Consider the following 18,926-nt stretch of genomic DNA (forward strand, 5'->3'; position numbering starts at 1 on the left):
AAGGTGCGAGACTCCTCGAAAATGAAAAAATCCCATTTTCTTCGTGCGATATAACGCTCTCGAATCATTCCTTGTCCTGCGGGATGAGTGGGACAGATGAGACTCCTGACAGCACAGAGTGTTAGGAGGCTCACCGCACGCCCTGCGGAAAGCGAGCCCAAAGAGCGGAAATGAACCACATTCAAAAGCAACTAAGTTTACGAAAACAGCTTATTTATAAGAACAATGCTACTCCAGTAAGCAGACTGCTTAATACAAGAGAAATAATCATAACATACACAATCGTTTTCATCATTTTTTGAGACACAGCAGATTCCCTCCTATAGCTTTTCCTACTCAATTGTATCGTTTTTGAAATTAAGAAACAAGAATTCTATAGACTGACACTTGCAATTTTCGTCGAAAATTTGCGGATACAAGCAGGAAAAAGCGCTTTCAAAACGAAAGATGTTATGTTGAGAATATTTTTCTTTGTTAACAGGAGGCCTCTAATGGATAAACAACAGCGTTTAAAGAACTGGCAAGAAAAAACTGAGCAGTCAATGAATAGATTTCCTGAACGAAAAGAACGGTTTCATACATCATCAGATATTGAAATTAAACGCCTTTATGGTGCGGAAGAAGAAAACTATCCTTTTGATACTTTAGGGCTCCCTGGCGAATATCCATATACACGCGGCTCACAATCGACAATGTACCGAGCTCGTTTTTGGACGATGAGACAATATGCAGGATTCGGTTCTGCAGAAGAGACGAATAAACGATTTCGCTATTTGTTAGAGCAAGGTCAGACAGGTCTTTCTGTTGCTTTTGATCTGCCTACACAGATCGGCTATGACTCAGATCAACCGATGGCACGCGGTGAAGTTGGTAAAGTAGGTGTGGCTATCGACTCATTGGAGGATATGGAAGCTCTATTAAAAGATATACCACTTGATAAAGTCAGTACTTCCATGACGATCAACGCACCTGCCTCAGTACTGCTCGCGATGTATATAGCAGTCGCACAAAAGCAGGGAGTAGAAGCAGATCAGTTATCTGGAACGATTCAAAATGACATTTTAAAAGAGTATATAGCTCGCGGTACTTACATATTTCCGCCTAATCCATCAATGCGCTTAATTACTGACATTTTTGCTTATTGTCAGTCACATGTACCAAAATGGAACACGATCAGTATATCTGGCTATCATATCCGAGAAGCAGGAGCTAATGCGGCTCAAGAGCTGGCTTTTACGATCGCTAATGGTCTTGCATATGTTGATGCAGCACTGGAAGCGGGTCTACAGATCGATGACTTTGCACCGCGTTTAGCATTTTTCTTTAATGCTCATAATCAATTCTTTGAAGAGGCTGCAAAATTCAGAGCGGCACGAAGAATGTGGGCAAAATTAATGAAAGAACGTTATGGAGCAAAAAATCCGAAATCCTGGCAGCTTCGTTTTCATACACAAACAGGGGGATCGACTCTAACAGCACAGCAGCCCGATAATAATATTGTAAGAGTTACGACACAAGCATTGTCTGCTGTACTTGGAGGAACGCAAAGTCTTCACACAAATTCTCGAGATGAGGCTCTTGCCCTTCCAACGGAAGAATCAGCAAGAATAGCTCTGCGGACTCAGCAGATTCTAGCACATGAAACAGGAGTGGCTGATACGGTTGATCCTCTTGCTGGTTCGTATTATGTAGAAAGTCTTACAGATGAACTGGAAAGAAAAGCAAACGAATATCTCGATAAGATTGAACAGATGGGGGGAGCGGTTTCAGCTGTTGAACAAGGTTATATGCAGCGTGAAATTCATCATACTTCCTATGAAACACAGAAGAAGATTGAAAATGGCCAGGAAATTATCGTGGGTATGAACAAATTTACGATAGATAATGAGCCTCAGCCAGAGCTTTTAAGAGTAGATCCTGAATTAGGTGAAAAACAGAAAGAAAAACTTAAAGCATTAAAGTCAAATAGAGACCAGAACCGAGTGAGCGCTCAGTTGGAAATGCTGAGATCGGCCGCAAAAGGTCAAGACAACTTAATGCCTGTCATTTTAGAGTGTGTAAAATCCTATTGCACAGTGGGAGAAATATGCGGTGTGCTTCGTGAGGAATTTGGAGAATATACCGGCGTCTAAGAAATAGGAGGAGTGGAGAGAGATGAAAAAAACAATCCGAGTATTAATTGCGAAACCAGGACTAGATGGTCATGATCGAGGTGCTCTCGTTATATCTCAGGCACTTAGAGATTATGGAATGGAAGTTATCTATACTGGCTTAAGACAAACACCGGAACAGATTGCAGCGGCAGCTATACAAGAAGATGTGGATGCCATTGGGTTGTCTTGTCTTTCTGGTGCACATAACGAACTCTTTCCAGAAGTGATGCGTCTTCTTCAGGAAAGAGGAGCAGATGATATCATCGTTGTGGGCGGAGGTGTCATTCCATGGGAAGACATCCCTTTCTTAGAGTCAAAGGGAATTAAAAAAGTATTTACTCCCGGAACACCGACTATCGAAACAGCTAAATATATTGAGAAAACCGTTTTTGAACGCGATGGAATTTCTACTTCTCAAGTACCCGTAACACCGCCTGAGAGAATCGACCATATAGGTATTGCTGTATCTTCACTAGACGAAACACTGCCTTTTTATGTGAACCAATTAGGGCTTACGCTTGAAGCGATCGAAGAGGTTCCTTCACAGAGAGTAAAGGTGGCTTTTATAAAAATTGGGGATACCCGTCTTGAATTATTAGAAGCAATGTCTGAAGACAGCCCGATCGCTCAATTTATTGAGAAGCGCGGTCAAGGAGTACATCATGTCGCTTTGGGAGTTTCAGATATACAGAGCCGTATAGACGAATTGAAGTTGAACGACATCAAAATGATTAATGAGGCTCCTGTTATTGGTGCAGGAGGGGCTCAAGTTGCATTTATGCATCCTTCTTCTTCCCATAAAGTGCTGTTCGAACTTTGTGAAAAGAGCAAAAAGGAGGAGGTTTAAGAATGGACATCTATGAAAAGATAAATGAACTTTATGACAAGAAGACTGAGATTGAACTAGGTGGCGGAGATGACCGTATTGATAAACAGCATGAACGGGGAAAACTGACCGCACGAGAACGAATCGACCTTTTATTGGATGAAGATACCTTTGTTGAACTTAACCCTTTTATGGAACACCGCACTCATGACTTTGGGCTTTCGGGTATGAAAGCACCAGGCGAAGGGGTTGTAACAGGCTATGGAAAAATACATGGCCGTCCTGTTTACTTATTCGCACAGGATTTCACCGTGTTTGGCGGTGCGCTAGGTGAGATGCATGCCAAAAAAATCGCCGCCGTAATGGACCTAGCAGCTAAGAACGGTACTCCTTTTATCGGGCTTAATGATTCGGGCGGTGCACGAATTCAGGAAGGTGTCATGTCGCTTGATGGCTATGGGCATATCTTTTATAGAAACAGCATCTACTCAGGAGTAATTCCGCAGATTTCCGTTATTATGGGACCTTGTGCAGGTGGAGCCGTGTATTCTCCAGCGATCACTGATTTTGTTTTTATGGTTGAAAAAACAAGTCAGATGTTTATTACTGGTCCAAAAGTAATCGAAACGGTAACAGGAGAGAAAATCTCTTCTGAGGATTTAGGAGGTGCTGAAGTCCATGGATCTAAAAGCGGGAACGCGCACTTTACAGCACCATCTGAAGGTGAAGTCCTAGAAGATGTTAGAAGATTAATTTCATATCTTCCGCAGAATAATAAAGAGAAGACGCCTGTACTGCCTTGGGGCGATGAAGAAGATTACCGTCCTGAACTTACTGAGATCACTCCGTTTGATTCAACAAGACCTTATGATGTTAGAACGGTCATAAAGGAAGTTGTGGATAAAGATTCATTTATGGAAGTGCATGCGCAATTCGCAAGAAATATAGTTGTAGGTTTTGCCAGAATCAAGGGTGAAGTGATAGGATTAGTATGTAATCAGCCAAAAGTCATGGCTGGAGGACTTGATATTGATTCTTCTGATAAAGCATCACGTTTTATAAGGTTATGTGATTCATTTAACATTCCGATCATCACTTTTGAGGATGTGACTGGATTCTTCCCTGGTGTAAAACAAGAACACGGCGGAATTATACGGCACGGAGCAAAAATTTTATACGCGTATTCGGAAGCTACTGTACCGAAGATCACGATTATTCTTCGTAAAGCATATGGCGGAGCATATGTTGCACTCAACAGTAAATCTATTGGTGCAGATTTGGTTTTCGCTTGGCCGAACGCTGAGATTGCAGTAATGGGACCTCAGGGAGCTGCCAATATTATCTTCGCTAGAGAAATAGAAAACAGTGAAGACCCTGAGAAAACGAGAGCAGCAAAAATTGAAGAGTATCGCACGAAGTTTGCTAATCCTTATATTGCAGCTGCAAATGGGATGGTTGATGATGTGATTGATCCAAGAGAAACAAGAATCAAGTGTATTCAGGCGTTGGACATGCTGCGCAACAAGAAAGAAGACAGACCTTACAAAAAGCATGGAAATATACCACTATAGAAGCGAGGGAATACATATGGTAAACGCGGATCGTTTATTAAACGAGTTTTTAGAGCTTGTTCAAATTGATTCTGAAACAAGATATGAAAAAGAAATTTCTATCGTACTTAAGAAAAAGTTTGAAGAGCTTGGAGTCGAAGTATATGAAGATGATGCTGAGTCTAAAACAGATCATGCAGCAGGAAATTTAATCTGTACGTTAAAAGGCAACAAAGAGGGAGTGGACACCATCTATTTCACTTCTCATATGGATACTGTAACTCCAGGTAAAGGAATTAAGCCCTCTATAAAAGACGGCTATGTTGTTACAGATGGTACAACAATTCTTGGCGCAGATGATAAAGCAGGTCTTGCTGCTATGTTTGAAGCGATTAAAGTTCTAAAAGAAAAAAATATCTCTCATGGCGATATTCAGTTCATCATCACAGTTGGTGAAGAATCGGGCTTAGTCGGAGCAAAAGCAATGGACACTTCTAAAATTACAGCAAAATACGGTTTTGCACTAGATAGTGACGGACCTGTTGGCGATATTATTGTAGCAGCTCCTACTCAGGCAAAAGTGAGAGCGACCATTTATGGTAAATCTGCCCATGCTGGTGTTGCGCCTGAAAAAGGTGTTTCAGCTATAACAATTGCGGCAAAAGCGATTTCACGCATGCCTTTAGGCAGAATTGATGAGGAAACAACAGCAAACATTGGTCACTTCCATGGCGGGGGTCACGGTGAACAAACAAATATCGTTTGCGACACGGTATTTGTTTTAGCCGAAGCGCGCTCTTTGATTCATGAAAAGATGGAGGCGCAAACTCAAAAGATGAAGGAAGCTTATGAATCTGCAGCGGCTGAAATGGGCGGACGAGCTGATGTTAAGGTTGAAGTGATGTACCCTGGATTTAAGTTTAGTGATGGAGACCATGTTGTAGAGATTGCTAAAAAAGCAGCTGAAAAAATTGGACGTCCGCACAGACTTCTTCATAGCGGTGGCGGCAGTGATGCTAACATCATTGCTGGTCATGGTGTCCCAACCGTAAACCTTGCTGTAGGCTACGAGGAAATTCATACAACAAACGAAAGAATGCCTCTTGAAGAACTGACAAAAACTGCTGAAATGGTACTGGCAGTAATTGAAGTTGCTTCTGGAAATTAAATAACAATGACGAAACTTGGCGAATTTTCGCCAAGTTTTTGTTTTCTTATAGGTCAGGATGCCTGTTTTTGTCATAAAAATTAACAAATTGATCTTTTAAAGTTGACAGTCTAATTAAGCATTATGTAAGATGTTTTTATCATGTAAAAGAAAATATTGGTAATTATTTTAAATCTTATTTCAGGGGAGGAAATGGGATGAGTCAGTTATCGGATATGCATATGATGGTTAATTATATGCGTGGCGTTTATAAAGTCCTGGAAGAGGACTGGCAAAAATCCGCAAAAGCAATCGGATTAACGCAAGCAGAACAGCATATCTTATGGATTGTATCTCTTGAAGAGGATATTACAATCTCTAAGATCGCCTATTACGGATTATGGGATGTTTCTACTGTTATGCAGGTGATTAAACGCTTAAAAGACAAAGGTCTTGTCACACTAGAGAAAAAAAATGATGACCGTCGTATCTCTTATGTTTATTTGACTGAAAAAGGTATTGAAAAACATAAGGAATCAACAAGCTTTAATTGCCAAATATATGGTTTCCTGCAAAAGTGGCTTGAAGACGGAGACAAACGTGAATTTTATCGGGATCTTATTCAATTACATAAGGATTTAAATAAGCATTTTCATGGCGAAGAGTTTGTTGATTGGGTTGAGGATACTGGAAAAAGGCTGCATGAGGCAAGGTAGATACCTTGTCTTTTTCTTTTGTTTTTAAAGCTCATTCGCTAACATATACTAATAAATAAGTTTAAAAGGCTTTCTCTAAAAAACGGGGTGAGGAAAAAGCTTCGGTGCGGTTTGTTGAAAAATGTCGAGGATTGGAGACTTGTCGATATATTGGTCAAAATGGTGAATATATCGGTTCCTTTCTTCAATATAACAGCATTATTGGTGAAATTATGGCACTCAGGGGTGAAATTATTGGTAGATTGGGTGAAATTAATTCGACTAGGCTCATTTCTGCTAGCTCTAGAGCCATCAAAACCGATGATCTGTAGCTCGGCACCTGCCAAGCACCCTATTATGTTCAATTTCGCATTGAAACTACTCTAAGTTTCTTGCGAGAACCCAAAGTTTTCCAAAACAGCCTTTTAAAAAAGGAGTTTTCATGTTGTATCAATCTCCCACACCAAAAAGAAGAATCATATTTCATGTCGACATGAACAGCTTCTATGCATCTGTTGAAATGGCAGAAAACCCAGATCTGCGTGGAAAACCACTTGCTGTGGCAGGTAATGTGGAGGAACGTAAAGGGATTATCGTAACCTGCAGCTATGAAGCAAGAGAAAAAGGAGTAAAGACGACAATGCCGCTTTGGCAGGCTAGAAAGCTATGTCCAAACCTGATTGTTGTTCCGCCTGACTTTGAAACGTATAAAAGTTATTCCTCGAGAATGTTCCAGCTTTTGCAAGAATACACGGAATGGGTTGAACCTGTTTCAATTGATGAAGGCTATATGGATGTAACTGATAGAGAACAACCGTTAGAGGCAGCTAAAGAAATTCAGAACAGGCTTTTGAATGAGTTGAACCTCCCTTGCTCCATTGGTATCGGACCTAATAAATTTTTAGCCAAGATGGCTTCCGATATGAAAAAGCCGCTAGGTATCACTGTTTTAAGAAAAAGAGATATTACTCAAAAACTGTGGCCTTTAAAAGTAGGAGATCTTCATGGCATCGGAAAGAAAACAGAAGAAAAATTAAATAAATACGGAATAATTACTGTTAAAGACTTAGCTGAAGCGGCAGATTATGAACTCAAACAGCGTTTCGGCATCAATGGTCTGAAAATGAAGGAAAGAGCCAACGGCATTGACCCTCGGCCCGTCGATCCAAGTTCTGCAAGTGATTATCGTTCAATCGGAAGTTCCACAACTTTAAGTGAGGATATTATAAGTACTGGTGAAGCCGAACCGGTATTTAAAAGACTTGCTGAAAAAGTAACGACTCGTCTAAAGACAAAGGGATATGTGGCATTAACTATTGCCATCACCATTAGATGCTCTGATAGAAAAACAATTACACGAAGCAAAATGCTTCTTAATGCAACTCAAGATCAACATGAGATTTCAAAAACAGCTCTACAATTGTTTAAACAACACTGGAACAGAGAACCAGTGAGATTATTAGGTATAACTGCAACAGAGGTTGTAGAAAGAGAGAATGCTACTTATCAGCTAGATCTTTTTTCTGTAGAAAAAAATGAAAAAGAAGCTTTACTGCATGACGTACTATCATCTATCGAAAGAAAACACGGTGAAGGAATAATAAAAAGGGGAAAAAATAAATAGGAGCTGGAAATTTTAATGAGCTTTAATAACAGCGTGAAAAGAACATTCATTTTAATTACTGTTTTTATGGTTTTCTTTATGATGTTCGCCTATATGTACCACAAGCCCTTTATAGAATCCATGGATGTGTGGTCGATGAAGAATGTATCAGACTTGCATCAGTCACGATTAAACTCTCTCTTTATGTTTATAACTGATTCAGCTTCCCGGCCGTACCAATATGGAATCTTGATTTTCTTTTCGGTGATTTGGCTATTGGCTGAAAGGAAATGGATAGAGCCGTTAGTTTTATGTATATGTCTGATCGGGGTGAGGTACGGAAATCATTGGTTTAAAATATCGTTTGAGAGGATCAGACCAGATTTTGACCGTGTAATCGAAATTACAGGCTATAGCTTCCCGAGCGGCCATGCGATGATCTCCATTGCTTTTTTTGGAACGCTATCATACTTACTTGTTCAAAATTATTCATTCCTGCAACCTTATAAAAAAATAATCTATATCCTTACCGGCTTTTTCATTTTACTAGTGGGATTTAGCCGTGTTTATTTAGGTGTACATTATCCAACCGACGTGTTTGGAGGTTATCTTGCAGGTGGGACGTGGCTGCTTGTATGTGTTTTGCTGTATAAATGGTTAAAGATGAGATGGAGCAGCTGAAGTTGAAGAGCTTGATGCCGCATCATACGGTGCTTTGTCAATTCGTGGTTTTTTATTTATTTTCCGTGGGATTTTGTTTGTTTTTCGTTGGATTATTTAAATTAGCGTGGGATTATTTGCGAAAACCGTGGGATTATTAAAATTGTAGACTTATTACACAAAAAAACTGGCATCTCTACCTGCTTACTAGGTGTGGATGCCAGTTTTCTTATCTTCTTATCCTTTTTTACCAGCCGCGCTCGTACTGTTTCGGACTCTCGAGGTCGTATCCTAGATCTTCTGCTGCTGATCGAGGCCAATATGGATCGCGTAAAAACTCACGGCCGATAAAGATTAAGTCGGCTCTCTGGTTTTGCAGAATTTCTTCTGCTTGGCGTCCTGTTGTAATTAATCCAACAGCTGCTGTAGCAATATCTGCAGAGCTCCTAATCTTTTCTGCAAAAGGTACTTGATAACCTGGATATACATTTATCTTTGCTGGAACAACTGCGCCTGAGCTGCAGTCGATCAAATCGATTCCATCTTCCTTCATCCAGGAAGCATACGTTACAAAATCTACTGGGGTGTTTCCTTCAGGATGATAATCATTCGCTGAAATTCTTACAAATAGCGGTCCGTCCCATTCAAGTCTCATCGCAGCAATGATCTCCTGCAGGAAACGGTATCTTTTTTGCTGATTCCCGCCATAAGAATCTGTTCTTCTATTAGATAGTGGAGACAGGAATTCGTTAATCAAATATCCGTGAGCTCCGTGAATTTCAATAATATCAAACCCTGCAGCCTTAGCTCTTTTTGCTGCAGCTCTAAATTGATTTACAGTCTCTTCAATTTGCTCCAACGTCATTTCTTCTGGAGTTTTCATCTTTTCCGAGAAAGCAATAGAGGAAGGAGCGATAATCGGTCCGTCAATCATTGCTTTACGGCCAGCATGTGCAATCTGAATGGCAGCTTTTGATCCCTGTTCATGAATGGATTTTACAAGAGCGGATAGTCCTTCAATATGATTGTCATCCCAGATGCCGAGGTCTTCCGGACTGATTCTCCCTTGAGGACTTACAGCTGCTGCTTCGGTCATGATCAGACCAGTCTGACCAACTGCTCTAGACGTGTAATGAGTCATATGCCATGGTGTTACTATTCCATCTTGTTCATAGCAGGAATACATGCACATAGGTGACATTACGATACGGTTTTTTAAAGTGACACCCCGGATCGTATATGGTTCAAATAATAACGGTTGAATAATAAACATCTCCTTTATCTGCTAAAAAGAAACTTTAGTTTCATTCATTGTAAAACGAATTACCACCATTTTTGAAGAAATCTGCCTTTAGGAGATGGCCCATCCCCATTCCGTACATTTCTTGCGATTATTGGATAATCCGTAATAATCGCTTCGATTTCCCATTCAAACAGGTATGCCATCCATTTTTGGCTGTTTACCGTATAAGGACGTATCGGTATATTATGTCGTTTAAATCCTTCCAAAATGTATGGATGCAAGGACTTATAGTTTGGATGAGCGGATTGTGAACATACTGCTTTTACATACTCCCAAGGTTCAAAAATACCTGATGAATAAAGCGGTGCAGTTTCAATGTAAGGGTTCATCTTTCGTATTTTCACCAGGCTGTAATGATTAAACGATGAGATGACCGTCCGTTTTTCCATTCCATATTGGTATAAGAGCTGCAGTGTCTTTTCTTCAAGACCACTGTATTCTATCACGTTGTTTTTTAATTCTATATTAAGAAGCATAGGCAGGGGAGAGATCCATTCTAAGAACATTTGCAATGAGGGCACATGCTCATTGTTAAACTTCTTTGAAAACCAACTGCCTGCATCCATTTTAGCAAGTTCTCCATATGTAAAATCTGCTACATTGCCTTTAGTGTTCGTAGTTCGATCTAGTTTTTCATCATGGATAATAACAGGAACACCGTCTTTTGAGAGCTGTACATCGAGTTCGATACCATCTGCACCGTCTTCAAAAGCTTTTTTAAATGCCGCCATCGTGTTCTCAGGGCAATCTTTGCTTGAGCCTCTATGGGCAAAAATATAAGTCATTTAATTGAGCTCCTTTCTCGACAGTTCATTTTAGTTATAGATAGTATAGGCGAAAATAATTGGCAAAGGAAATAAAATAAACCCCTCCTGTCGCAGGGAGGGGGATGATTATTTTCGCCGTTTTGTCCGTTTTTTTGGTTCTTCTCTTTTATGTTCTTCAACGTTGGCACCTTTTTCCGTAAGCCAGCGGATAAAAACCAGTTCTTTTTCTGTAAGAGATCGTTTCGTGAATTTTTCAAACTGAATGCGCAATTCAAGGTATCTTTGGGAAATTTCCGTTTCTACCAACATAAATCCCTCCCTAAATCTAGCTCTTCTTTAAATGATAAGAGCGAGGAAGTGGGCTTGTCAATTTTTTCTAATCGGCAATTTTCGCAGAAAAATCAGGGATTTTGAACAAAATAAAAGAAAGGAGCTGATCAAAATGAAAATTTTTATTAAAATATTTCCGTTGCTGGTAGCAGGCGTTCTGGTATCATCTTCTGTTGCCCCCGTTGTTCACGCGGCATATCCCGGCATGCAGGAGCCAGCCTATGCAAAATGGGGAAGGTTGGCTGTTTTCGAAACAGGAAAACGCTATCCAGATTACGATATTGTAGATTATTTATATTTGGGTCGAAATTTAGCTCAAAATGAAGATATTGTCGAAAAGTTTAAGCTGTGGCTCAAAAAAGGTTCCTCTGAAAAAGGAGTGATCATAACCATTACGCTGACTCCTAATGGTGTATTTAAAACAATAGGCTTTCAAGAAACGGACCGTTAAATTTATTTCATATTGCCTAATTCTTCAGATCGTCTTACTGCTTTCTTAATACATGCTAAAAAAGCATCGTGTACTTGGTATTGATCCAGCTTTCCTATACCCGCTTCAGTCGTTCCACCGGGGCTTGTTACTCTTTTTCGAAGTTCTATTGGAGATTCTGATGTGTTCTTCAGCATGAGAGAAGCACCGAGGAGTGTCTGAGAAATTAATGTTTTGGCCTCTTCATGGGACAGACTTAAATCTTCAGCTGCTTTTTGCATCGCTTCAGCAATATAATAAATATAGGCCGGACCGCTGCCAGAGAGTCCTGTAACGATATGAAGCTTTTCTTCTGGTACAAGCGTTACAGTCCCGATCGTTTCAAAAAGTTCAACTGCTTTTTGTACATGAACATCTGCAGCATATATACCTTTGGAAAGAGCGGTTGCTGAGTATCCGATTGATGCTGATGTATTAGGCATCGCTCGAAGTACAGGATTATCTTTATTCGTCCATTCTGTAATGGTATCTGTAGATACTCCTGCCATAACAGAAATAATGAGCTGACCTTTCTGTATAAAAGGTTCAAGACTTTTAACAGCTTGCGAAGCATCCTTAGGCTTAACTGCTAAAATGATAATGTCAACATCGGACACTGCATCCTTTATTGTTGGAGCAGGGATTACACCGTACTTTGTCTGAAGCTCTGTCAGCCTCTCAGAATTGCTGCGGTTTTTAATCGTGATAAGATTCGCATGCCATTTATTTGTTTTAATTAGCCCCTCCATGATCGCTTCCGCCATCGCTCCTGCACCAATAAATGCGATTTTTTCTTTTTTCACGACAGATCCCTCCCTCAAATTTTTGAGTATAAAAAAACTCCCAAGTCCTGTTAAAGGACGGATGGGAGTGATCCGTGGTACCACCTTCATTGGCAAAAGTTCTTGCCCGCTCGAAACGCCTGTATCGCAGAACTGCGCTGGATTTCTCCAGATGCTCTAAGGGTAGGTTCAGCATTTCCTTTTCCGGTGAAATCTTGCAGCCTTCGGATTCCACTCTCTGATCGGGGGAGAATACTTACTGATCCCTTTCAACGCAAATTATATTTTCCAAATCTTTTATATTTTAAAAAACATTATGCTATGATTTCTATATGTATGTCAACAAGTAATTATTTGGAGGAAATCATGACAAAAGCTGCAACTATTATTCCGATAACCCTGCCTACACCATTTGATGTAGGTCCTGTCAATTGCTGCCTCCTTATAGGTGATGCGGTTACTCTTATCGATTCTGGTCCAAGAACAAAGGAAGCGAGAGAAGTTCTTCAATCTTCTTTAAAAGAAAACAGACTCTCATTTAAAGATCTGGATCAATACATATGTACCCATTATCATCCTGATCATGCTGGTCTCTCGAAAGAAATCCAGCGGGCAGGTGTGGATACACTGATGCTTAAAGAAGCTGTTCCTTATGTCAGCGGCGACAGTGATTTTATGAAATGGGCCGATTCATTCTATATAGACCTTTATCGTTCTTTCGGTGTGCCAGATTCATTAGGAAGACTAGAACTAGTGAAACTGAAAAAATACCGGGAGTTTATTTCTCCTTTCATGCCCGATCTAACACCATTGCCAGGGGAAAGTGTTCCAGGACATGATGGATTTATTTTCTTAAAAACGCCGGGACATGCTCCTGATCATTTGTCTCTTTACAATAAGGAGCAAGGAATTTTTATCGGCGGAGATGTTCTTTTGCCGCATATTTCATCTAATGCACTCTTAGAGCCACCGACACTTCATGAAAAGGATCGGCCAAAAACTTTGCTTCAGTACCGTGAGACCCTTCAGAGTCTATTAACGTTAAATCTTGAAACGGTGTATCCTGGGCATGGCGAACCTTTTGAAAATGCACATGAATTGATACGTAAAAGGCTGCACGATCAGAACGAGCGTGCTAAAGCTATTGAAAAACTGTTAAGTGATGAGCCGCTAACCGTATTTGAAATGTGTGTCCGTCTTTTTCCAAAACTGTATGAAAAGCAGCTCGGTTTAGTCGTATCTGAAGTATCAGGACATCTTGACCTTCTTCAAGAAGAGGGTAGAATCATAAAAGCGGAAGAAGAAGGGCTATTTTATTTTAGACAGACAGGAGCAGTTCGATGAGTACACTTAAAAATAAAGTGGTTGCAATTACAGGAGCTTCAGGGGGACTCGGAGCACACCTTGCGCTAGATGCTGCAAAGAAGGGGGCTTTGCCGGTATTGTTCGCAAGAAGGGAAGACCAGTTGAAAATCGTTCAAGACACAATCCTTAAAGAAACCGGAATAAAAGCCCCTTTCTATACATTAGATGTTTCAGATCCTGATAGTGTTGAGAAAGTTTTTAATCAAGTTTTAATTGATCAAAAGAACGTACATATCTTAGTGAATAATGCTGGCTTTGGAGTCTTTGAAGAATTTGCAGATGCTCCCTGGACAAATATCGAGGGCATGTTCTCTACAAATGTCTTAGGTTTGATGGCCTGTACTCGCGCGGTCCTGCCGCATATGTTAAAGAGAGGGAGCGGGCACATCATCAATATCGCATCACAGGCTGGAAAGATCTCAACACCAAAATCAAGTGTGTATGCAGCAACAAAACATGCTGTTCTTGGCTTCTCCAATGGGTTGCGGCTTGAAGTAGCGCATAGAGGTGTTCACATAACAACAGTTAATCCAGGCCCGATCGCTACAGATTTTTTCACGCTTGCTGACAAATCCGGTAATTATGTAAAAAATATTCAAAAGTTTATGCTTCAGCCTTCTCACGTTTCACAAAAAATCTTAGAAGCTATGCAGCGCCCTGTACGTGAGATTAATCTGCCTTGGTGGATGAATATTGGCAGTACTGCTTATCAAGTTATGCCGCGATTAGTTGAAAAACTCGGTGGAAAATCATTCCGGCAAAAGTAGATTACCGTAATTTTGTTATGTAAACTAGAAGATGAATTTGTGGATTCACAATCAAAACTCGTGGATTGAGACCTGAAATTTTTGGATTGAGGTCTAAAACTCGTGGATTGAAGCCCGAAATTTTTGGATTGGCATCCAAAACTCGTTGATTAAGGGTCAAATCCTCTGGGAAAAGGTCCAGAACTCCTCACATACTGGCAGGTTCTGTTTACTGAAGCAGAACCTGTTATTTATTTGTAAAATAGTCATAAACAACGTCCTGAATGATAGCGTACATCGCTTCTTCCTGATCTTCCTCTGTGATTTGCTCCATTATTTTCATTTCCAGCTGATCCCATTCTTGTTCGGTCAGCACACAGTCCTCTTCATCCCATAAATAATCCTTTAATGTTCGTAAAATCATTTTGCGAAGCAATGAACGATTCATTTTAGCACCTGCCTTTCCTTATAAATCCTAGACTTATGAGCTCAAAACGTCAATCTGCAAAAAATGCTGAAAAAATTACCATTGTTATAGGAACATATATTCGGTTAAAATAGGTATACATATAAAGAACAGATGTTCGTATTGTGATAAGGGGGCTTGTGACAAATGAACTATGAAGATATGCCTGAGCGTACCATTTTGTGTATGGATATGAAAAGCTTTTATGCAAGCTGTGCCGCTGTTCGCTTAGGATTAAACCCGCTCACATGTTATTTAGCAGTGGTGGGAGATACAGAGCGGCAGGGTAGTGTCGTTCTTGCTGCCTCTCCGCGATTGAAGGCAGATTTCGGCATCCGCACTGGAAACCGCTTGTTTGAAATTCCTAAAAATAAAGACATCATTGTAGTGAACGCTCAAATGTCCTTTTTTCTCGAGAGGTCAATGGAAATTACAAAGCTGCTGCACCGTTATGTTCCGCCTGAATCCATCCACACATACAGCGTGGATGAAAGTTTTCTTCAAGCTGACGGAACGGAAAAGTTATGGGGAAGTCCTCAGGAATTAGCTGAAAAAATCCGCCGGGATATCTGGAGAGAGTTCGGATTGCCGTGTGCGATCGGAATTGGACCGAACATGCTGATGTCAAAGCTTTGCTTAGATCTTGAGGCGAAGAAAAAAGGTGTTGCCGAATGGGGGTATGAAGATGTTGAAACAAAACTCTGGCCTCTATCTCCCTTAAGCAAAATGTGGGGAATCGGGTCAAGAGTTGAGCGTACCTTAAACAGAATGGGGATTGTGACAGTGGGCGATCTGGCACATTATCCGCTCGAACTTTTAGAGAAAAAATTCGGGATCATGGGAAATCAGCTTTACTATCATGCATGGGGAATCGATTTATCCGAAATCGGTGCTCCCATCATGCAGGGACAGATCAGCTATGGGAAAAGCCAGATTTTGCTCAGAGATTATACAGATATCACCGAGATCAAACATGTCATTCTAGAGATGTGTGAAGAGGTGGCAAGACGTGCAAGAAGAGCAGGGAAAGCAGGGAGGACGATAAGCTTTGGAGTAGGGTACAGCAAAGATGAAGGGGGCGGAGGTTTTTATCGCTCTAAGACGATCGAGCAGCCATCTAATATTACGATGGAGCTCTATCAAGTTTGTCTGGAATTGTTTCGCACCTTTTATCAGGGTCAGACTGTACGAAAAATATCGATTGCTCTATCAAACGTGTGTGAGGATACAGAAACACAGCTCACTCTCTTTTCTTTAGATCATCCGAAAAAAAGACAAATCGGCTATGTTATGGACGAAATCAGGCAAAAATATGGTTCGAATTCTCTCTTGCGGGCTGTTTCCTATACAAAAGGAGGGACTGCTCTATACAGAAGCCGTCTATTAGGTGGACATAAAGCATAAGGAGTGAGAAACGGTGATTCGTGACAGAGGAACAATAAAATGGACTGCTATGATGCTCCCGGAACATGTGAAAATGTTAAGAGAACATCAGAGTGGTCTGGATTATGGAAGAAAACCAGAGCTTGATGAACAAAGATATGAAGAATTTAATGAAATCATTTGTGTCGCGATGGAGGAAAACCGGGAACTGAAATTCAAGTATTACCAAAAAGGAAAGATAGCCGAGCTTGCTGGCCATGTTCATTATGTGAACGAAATAAAAAAAGAATTGCGTGTGATGGATAAAGTGAACACGATGCACCTTTTAAAAGTAATGGACATCGTGGATATCGAATACACCTATTGAAAAAGAAGCTGGCTCAAAATTCTGAGTCAGCTTCTATGTACGTCAGCCAAAAATTTGTGTTAGATAAATCATGATTAACAGTCCGGCTATAAATGATAATGTTGCTGAGCGGGCATGCCCGTCCCCATGGCTTTCAGGAATAAGTTCTTTATAAACAATAAACAGCATCGCGCCAGCAGCAAAAGACAGTCCATAAGGCACAAGGTTTTCAACGTATGAAGTTAAAACATAACCGATCATAGCTGTAACGATTTCAACAGCTCCAGTTAAAGTAGCTATTAAAAATGCTTTTAACCTATTCATCTTTTGATGTATTAAAAAGAGTGCAACAAGCAAACCTTCAGGAGCATTCTGCAAACCGATCGCAAATGCGATCAATCCTCCAAGACCTGTGTTATCACTCGCGTAGCTTACACCTACTGATAGTCCCTCAGGAAGGTTATGAAGCGTAATGGCAGCAATAACTAAAGTTGCTTTCGCATCAATGCCTTTAAAAATTCTCGTATGATCTAAGTCTACATGGGGGACGAATCTTTCTAAGATCAAAAGTGTCAATGTGCCAAGAGTGATGCCGATTGTAAGCACCGTTAAGTTTGATAGTTCAAGCGCTTGAGGTATTAAACTAAAAGTTGATGCAGCGACCATGATACCTGCGGTAAGCGCAAGCAGTATATCACGGAACCGGTGTGTCACCTGAGACCAGAAAAGAACAGGTAATGCACCAAAACCGGTTGCTAATGCAGATAAAACACTTCCAAATAAAGCAGCTTCCATTCAGTTACCCACCTTAGTCAAACATCCATTTTTGATGAAAATAGTCATATGGCTCTTTTAGTATACCTTCTTTTCGTTTTTAATAGAAGTAAGCGCAACTAAAGCGTTGGAAATGGATTAAAAGAAGGTGACACTTTGAAAGTCATTATTATAGATCCGGGTCATGGAGGCAACGATCCTGGCGCGGTAAATAAGAACAGTTTTGAAAAAACATATAACCTGAAAATCGCCAAAAAAATTCAGTCTTATCTGCAGAACAACTATGAAGTGAAAATATTGATGACCCGCAGCTCAGATGCAACTGTTTCATTAGATGAGAGAACAGATTTTGCTAACAAGCAGAAGGCAGATTTTTATCTATCGATTCATCAAAACAGCGGTGGCGGGGAAGGTTTCGAAAGTTATGTATATATAAACGTCGGAGCTGAAACAAAAAAAATACAAAGTGCAATACATGCACGTACTGCATCAGTAATGAATAAATACGGAGCTAGAAACAGAGGACAGAAGCAGGCGAATTTTCATGTGCTGAGAGAAACAAGGATGCCCGCTGTGCTTTTAGAAGTTTTGTTTATCGATAATGCCGGGAACCTTTCTTTATTAAACAGAGAAGATTTTCAAAATGAAGTGTCCGCTGCCATTGCAACAGGGGTTGCTGCCGGGCTTTCATTAAAACAAAAACAGCAGGAAACGAAGGATCTTTTTATCGCGATAGCCGGTGCCTTTGAACAAAAAGAAAATGCTGAAGCAAGAGTTAGGTTTTTAGCAGATAAAAAGATTTCAGCATTTATTGACGAAGAGACAATAAACAATAAAAAGTATTACAGAGTACAAGCTGGAGCTTTTCAGAAAAGAGAAAATGCTGAAGCTCACGTCGTGAAGATACGCGCTTTAGGAGTAACGGATGCCTTTGTAATAGTAAAAGGAGAAGACAGGGGGCAAGGACCTGTTCCTGAACCTCCAAAACCAGAACCTCCAAAGCCAATACCTCCAACTGGACTATCCATACAAGGAGCAACATTGCTTACAGCCGATGAAATAGAAAGATTTGTTCGTAAAGTAAATCCGAATGCACCACGATTAGCTGCATTATATGTTCAGCTCGGACAAGTATACGGCATCAGAGGAGACGCAGCATATGCACAAGCTGTGCATGAAACAGGATATTTCCGCTTTCAGGGGAGTGTAAAAGCTTCTCAAAATAATTTTGCAGGAATTGGTGCAACCGGTAAGACAGAAGGAGCAACATTTAAAACACCAGAAGAAGGTGTTTTGGCTCATATACAGCATCTATTTGCATATAGTTCCACAGAGTCTTTACCTCCGCAATATCCTTTGGTTGATCCAAGGTTCAGTCTCGTTCAAAGGGGAAGTGCAACGGCATGGAACCAATTAAATGGAAAGTGGGCAGTTCCGGGTACAAATTACAGCAATATGATACTCGAAATCTATAAATCAATGCTCAATGAAACAAAAGCACCTTTGCAGGAAAGAATAAATCAGATAGACCAACAACTAAAAGAAATTTAAAGCCGGATTA

General features: G+C 40.4%; 20 protein-coding genes and 1 other annotated feature. Of the genes, 13 read left to right on the forward strand and 7 right to left on the reverse strand.

Going from position 1 to position 18,926, the window contains the following annotated elements:
• Positions 1 to 214: 214 nt before the first annotated feature.
• Entirely contained in the window at positions 215 to 307 is a 93-nt protein-coding gene (prli42, locus tag EV282_RS20180; RefSeq protein ID WP_226535063.1) for a stressosome-associated protein Prli42, read from the reverse strand.
• 184 nt (positions 308 to 491) lie between these two features.
• On the opposite strand from prli42, the gene EV282_RS07520 reads away from it, so the two are divergent.
• From EV282_RS07520 to EV282_RS07550, 7 genes are all read left to right on the forward strand, one after another.
• On the forward strand, positions 492 to 2,132 hold the full coding sequence (locus tag EV282_RS07520; protein ID WP_130295073.1) for an acyl-CoA mutase large subunit family protein: 1,641 nt from the start codon (positions 492 to 494) through the stop codon (positions 2,130 to 2,132).
• A gap of 22 nt (positions 2,133 to 2,154) precedes the next feature.
• Complete coding sequence (gene mce, locus EV282_RS07525; protein WP_130295074.1) at positions 2,155 to 3,000, forward strand: methylmalonyl-CoA epimerase; 846 nt, start codon at positions 2,155 to 2,157, stop codon at positions 2,998 to 3,000.
• 2 nt (positions 3,001 to 3,002) lie between these two features.
• Positions 3,003 to 4,550, forward strand: a complete 1,548-nt coding sequence (locus EV282_RS07530; RefSeq protein ID WP_130295076.1) for an acyl-CoA carboxylase subunit beta — start codon at positions 3,003 to 3,005, stop codon at positions 4,548 to 4,550.
• 16 nt (positions 4,551 to 4,566) lie between these two features.
• On the forward strand, positions 4,567 to 5,697 hold the full coding sequence (locus tag EV282_RS07535; RefSeq protein WP_130295078.1) for a M20/M25/M40 family metallo-hydrolase: 1,131 nt from the start codon (positions 4,567 to 4,569) through the stop codon (positions 5,695 to 5,697).
• A gap of 197 nt (positions 5,698 to 5,894) precedes the next feature.
• Entirely contained in the window at positions 5,895 to 6,392 is a 498-nt protein-coding gene (locus EV282_RS07540; protein ID WP_130295080.1) for a MarR family transcriptional regulator, read from the forward strand.
• A 424-nt stretch (positions 6,393 to 6,816) separates the two neighbouring features.
• Positions 6,817 to 7,995: a DNA polymerase IV gene (locus tag EV282_RS07545; protein WP_242611841.1), complete on the forward strand. Its 1,179-nt coding sequence runs from the start codon at positions 6,817 to 6,819 to the stop codon at positions 7,993 to 7,995.
• A gap of 15 nt (positions 7,996 to 8,010) precedes the next feature.
• Complete coding sequence (locus EV282_RS07550) at positions 8,011 to 8,655, forward strand: phosphatase PAP2 family protein (RefSeq protein ID WP_130295084.1); 645 nt, start codon at positions 8,011 to 8,013, stop codon at positions 8,653 to 8,655.
• 226 nt (positions 8,656 to 8,881) lie between these two features.
• On the opposite strand, the gene namA is transcribed toward EV282_RS07550, so the two are convergent.
• The 3 genes from namA to EV282_RS07570 all read right to left on the reverse strand — a co-directional run bounded on the left by namA (position 8,882) and on the right by EV282_RS07570 (position 11,013).
• Positions 8,882 to 9,907, reverse strand: a complete 1,026-nt coding sequence (gene namA / locus EV282_RS07560) for an NADPH dehydrogenase NamA (protein WP_264191107.1) — start codon at positions 9,905 to 9,907, stop codon at positions 8,882 to 8,884.
• A 50-nt stretch (positions 9,908 to 9,957) separates the two neighbouring features.
• On the reverse strand, positions 9,958 to 10,722 hold the full coding sequence (locus EV282_RS07565) for a glycerophosphodiester phosphodiesterase (protein ID WP_130295088.1): 765 nt from the start codon (positions 10,720 to 10,722) through the stop codon (positions 9,958 to 9,960).
• A 108-nt stretch (positions 10,723 to 10,830) separates the two neighbouring features.
• The gene (locus EV282_RS07570) at positions 10,831 to 11,013 is read right to left on the reverse strand and encodes a hypothetical protein (protein WP_130295090.1); all 183 of its coding nucleotides are present in this window, start codon (positions 11,011 to 11,013) and stop codon (positions 10,831 to 10,833) included.
• A gap of 133 nt (positions 11,014 to 11,146) precedes the next feature.
• On the opposite strand from EV282_RS07570, the gene EV282_RS07575 reads away from it, so the two are divergent.
• The gene (locus EV282_RS07575) at positions 11,147 to 11,485 is read left to right on the forward strand and encodes a DUF3889 domain-containing protein (protein ID WP_130295092.1); all 339 of its coding nucleotides are present in this window, start codon (positions 11,147 to 11,149) and stop codon (positions 11,483 to 11,485) included.
• A gap of 2 nt (positions 11,486 to 11,487) precedes the next feature.
• On the opposite strand, the gene proC is transcribed toward EV282_RS07575, so the two are convergent.
• Entirely contained in the window at positions 11,488 to 12,267 is a 780-nt protein-coding gene (gene proC, locus EV282_RS07580; RefSeq protein ID WP_242611906.1) for a pyrroline-5-carboxylate reductase, read from the reverse strand.
• Positions 12,268 to 12,356: 89 nt separating this feature from the next.
• Positions 12,357 to 12,567, reverse strand: a binding site (T-box leader).
• An 84-nt stretch (positions 12,568 to 12,651) separates the two neighbouring features.
• On the opposite strand from proC, the gene EV282_RS07585 reads away from it, so the two are divergent.
• Together EV282_RS07585 and EV282_RS07590 are read left to right on the forward strand one after the other, a co-directional pair.
• Positions 12,652 to 13,629 (forward strand): MBL fold metallo-hydrolase, encoded by a 978-nt coding sequence (locus tag EV282_RS07585; protein WP_165389392.1) that lies wholly within the window; start codon positions 12,652 to 12,654, stop codon positions 13,627 to 13,629.
• Positions 13,626 to 14,417, forward strand: coding sequence for an SDR family NAD(P)-dependent oxidoreductase (locus EV282_RS07590; protein WP_130295096.1), 792 nt, complete (start codon positions 13,626 to 13,628; stop codon positions 14,415 to 14,417). The genes EV282_RS07585 and EV282_RS07590 overlap by 4 nt, the downstream gene beginning before the upstream one ends.
• Positions 14,418 to 14,643: 226 nt before the next feature.
• Here EV282_RS07590 and EV282_RS07595 read toward each other — a convergent pair whose 3' ends face one another.
• Positions 14,644 to 14,844: a YqzH family protein gene (locus tag EV282_RS07595; RefSeq protein WP_130295098.1), complete on the reverse strand. Its 201-nt coding sequence runs from the start codon at positions 14,842 to 14,844 to the stop codon at positions 14,644 to 14,646.
• Between the two features lie 165 nt (positions 14,845 to 15,009).
• Between EV282_RS07595 and EV282_RS07600 the strand changes: the two genes are divergently transcribed.
• Both EV282_RS07600 and EV282_RS07605 read left to right on the forward strand, forming a co-directional pair.
• Positions 15,010 to 16,266, forward strand: a complete 1,257-nt coding sequence (locus EV282_RS07600) for a DNA polymerase thumb domain-containing protein (protein WP_130295100.1) — start codon at positions 15,010 to 15,012, stop codon at positions 16,264 to 16,266.
• Positions 16,267 to 16,279: 13 nt separating this feature from the next.
• Positions 16,280 to 16,612, forward strand: coding sequence for a YolD-like family protein (locus EV282_RS07605; RefSeq protein ID WP_130295102.1), 333 nt, complete (start codon positions 16,280 to 16,282; stop codon positions 16,610 to 16,612).
• Positions 16,613 to 16,654: 42 nt separating this feature from the next.
• On the opposite strand, the gene EV282_RS07610 is transcribed toward EV282_RS07605, so the two are convergent.
• Complete coding sequence (locus EV282_RS07610; protein WP_130295104.1) at positions 16,655 to 17,386, reverse strand: ZIP family metal transporter; 732 nt, start codon at positions 17,384 to 17,386, stop codon at positions 16,655 to 16,657.
• Positions 17,387 to 17,521: 135 nt separating this feature from the next.
• On the opposite strand from EV282_RS07610, the gene EV282_RS07615 reads away from it, so the two are divergent.
• Positions 17,522 to 18,916, forward strand: a complete 1,395-nt coding sequence (locus EV282_RS07615) for an N-acetylmuramoyl-L-alanine amidase (protein ID WP_130295106.1) — start codon at positions 17,522 to 17,524, stop codon at positions 18,914 to 18,916.
• The last annotated feature ends 10 nt before the right edge of the window (positions 18,917 to 18,926 follow it).

Origin of the sequence: Fictibacillus sp. BK138 (assembly GCF_004216955.1) — a bacterium.
GTDB lineage: Bacteria > Bacillota > Bacilli > Bacillales > Fictibacillaceae > Fictibacillus.

Coding starts and splice junctions, on each gene's coding strand:
- EV282_RS07535 (WP_130295078.1), top strand. CDS start 4,567: ATGGTAAACGCGGATCGTTTATTAAACGAGTTTTTAGAGCTTGTTCAA.
- EV282_RS07595 (WP_130295098.1), bottom strand. CDS start 14,844: ATGAATCGTTCATTGCTTCGCAAAATGATTTTACGAACATTAAAGGAT.
- EV282_RS07585 (WP_165389392.1), top strand. CDS start 12,652: ATGACAAAAGCTGCAACTATTATTCCGATAACCCTGCCTACACCATTT.
- EV282_RS07530 (WP_130295076.1), top strand. CDS start 3,003: ATGGACATCTATGAAAAGATAAATGAACTTTATGACAAGAAGACTGAG.
- EV282_RS07565 (WP_130295088.1), bottom strand. CDS start 10,722: ATGACTTATATTTTTGCCCATAGAGGCTCAAGCAAAGATTGCCCTGAG.
- EV282_RS07610 (WP_130295104.1), bottom strand. CDS start 17,386: ATGGAAGCTGCTTTATTTGGAAGTGTTTTATCTGCATTAGCAACCGGT.
- EV282_RS07590 (WP_130295096.1), top strand. CDS start 13,626: ATGAGTACACTTAAAAATAAAGTGGTTGCAATTACAGGAGCTTCAGGG.
- namA (WP_264191107.1), bottom strand. CDS start 9,907: ATGTTTATTATTCAACCGTTATTATTTGAACCATATACGATCCGGGGT.
- EV282_RS07600 (WP_130295100.1), top strand. CDS start 15,010: ATGAACTATGAAGATATGCCTGAGCGTACCATTTTGTGTATGGATATG.
- mce (WP_130295074.1), top strand. CDS start 2,155: ATGAAAAAAACAATCCGAGTATTAATTGCGAAACCAGGACTAGATGGT.
- EV282_RS07575 (WP_130295092.1), top strand. CDS start 11,147: ATGAAAATTTTTATTAAAATATTTCCGTTGCTGGTAGCAGGCGTTCTG.
- EV282_RS07540 (WP_130295080.1), top strand. CDS start 5,895: ATGAGTCAGTTATCGGATATGCATATGATGGTTAATTATATGCGTGGC.
- proC (WP_242611906.1), bottom strand. CDS start 12,267: ATGGCGGAAGCGATCATGGAGGGGCTAATTAAAACAAATAAATGGCAT.
- EV282_RS07550 (WP_130295084.1), top strand. CDS start 8,011: ATGAGCTTTAATAACAGCGTGAAAAGAACATTCATTTTAATTACTGTT.
- EV282_RS07570 (WP_130295090.1), bottom strand. CDS start 11,013: ATGTTGGTAGAAACGGAAATTTCCCAAAGATACCTTGAATTGCGCATT.
- EV282_RS07520 (WP_130295073.1), top strand. CDS start 492: ATGGATAAACAACAGCGTTTAAAGAACTGGCAAGAAAAAACTGAGCAG.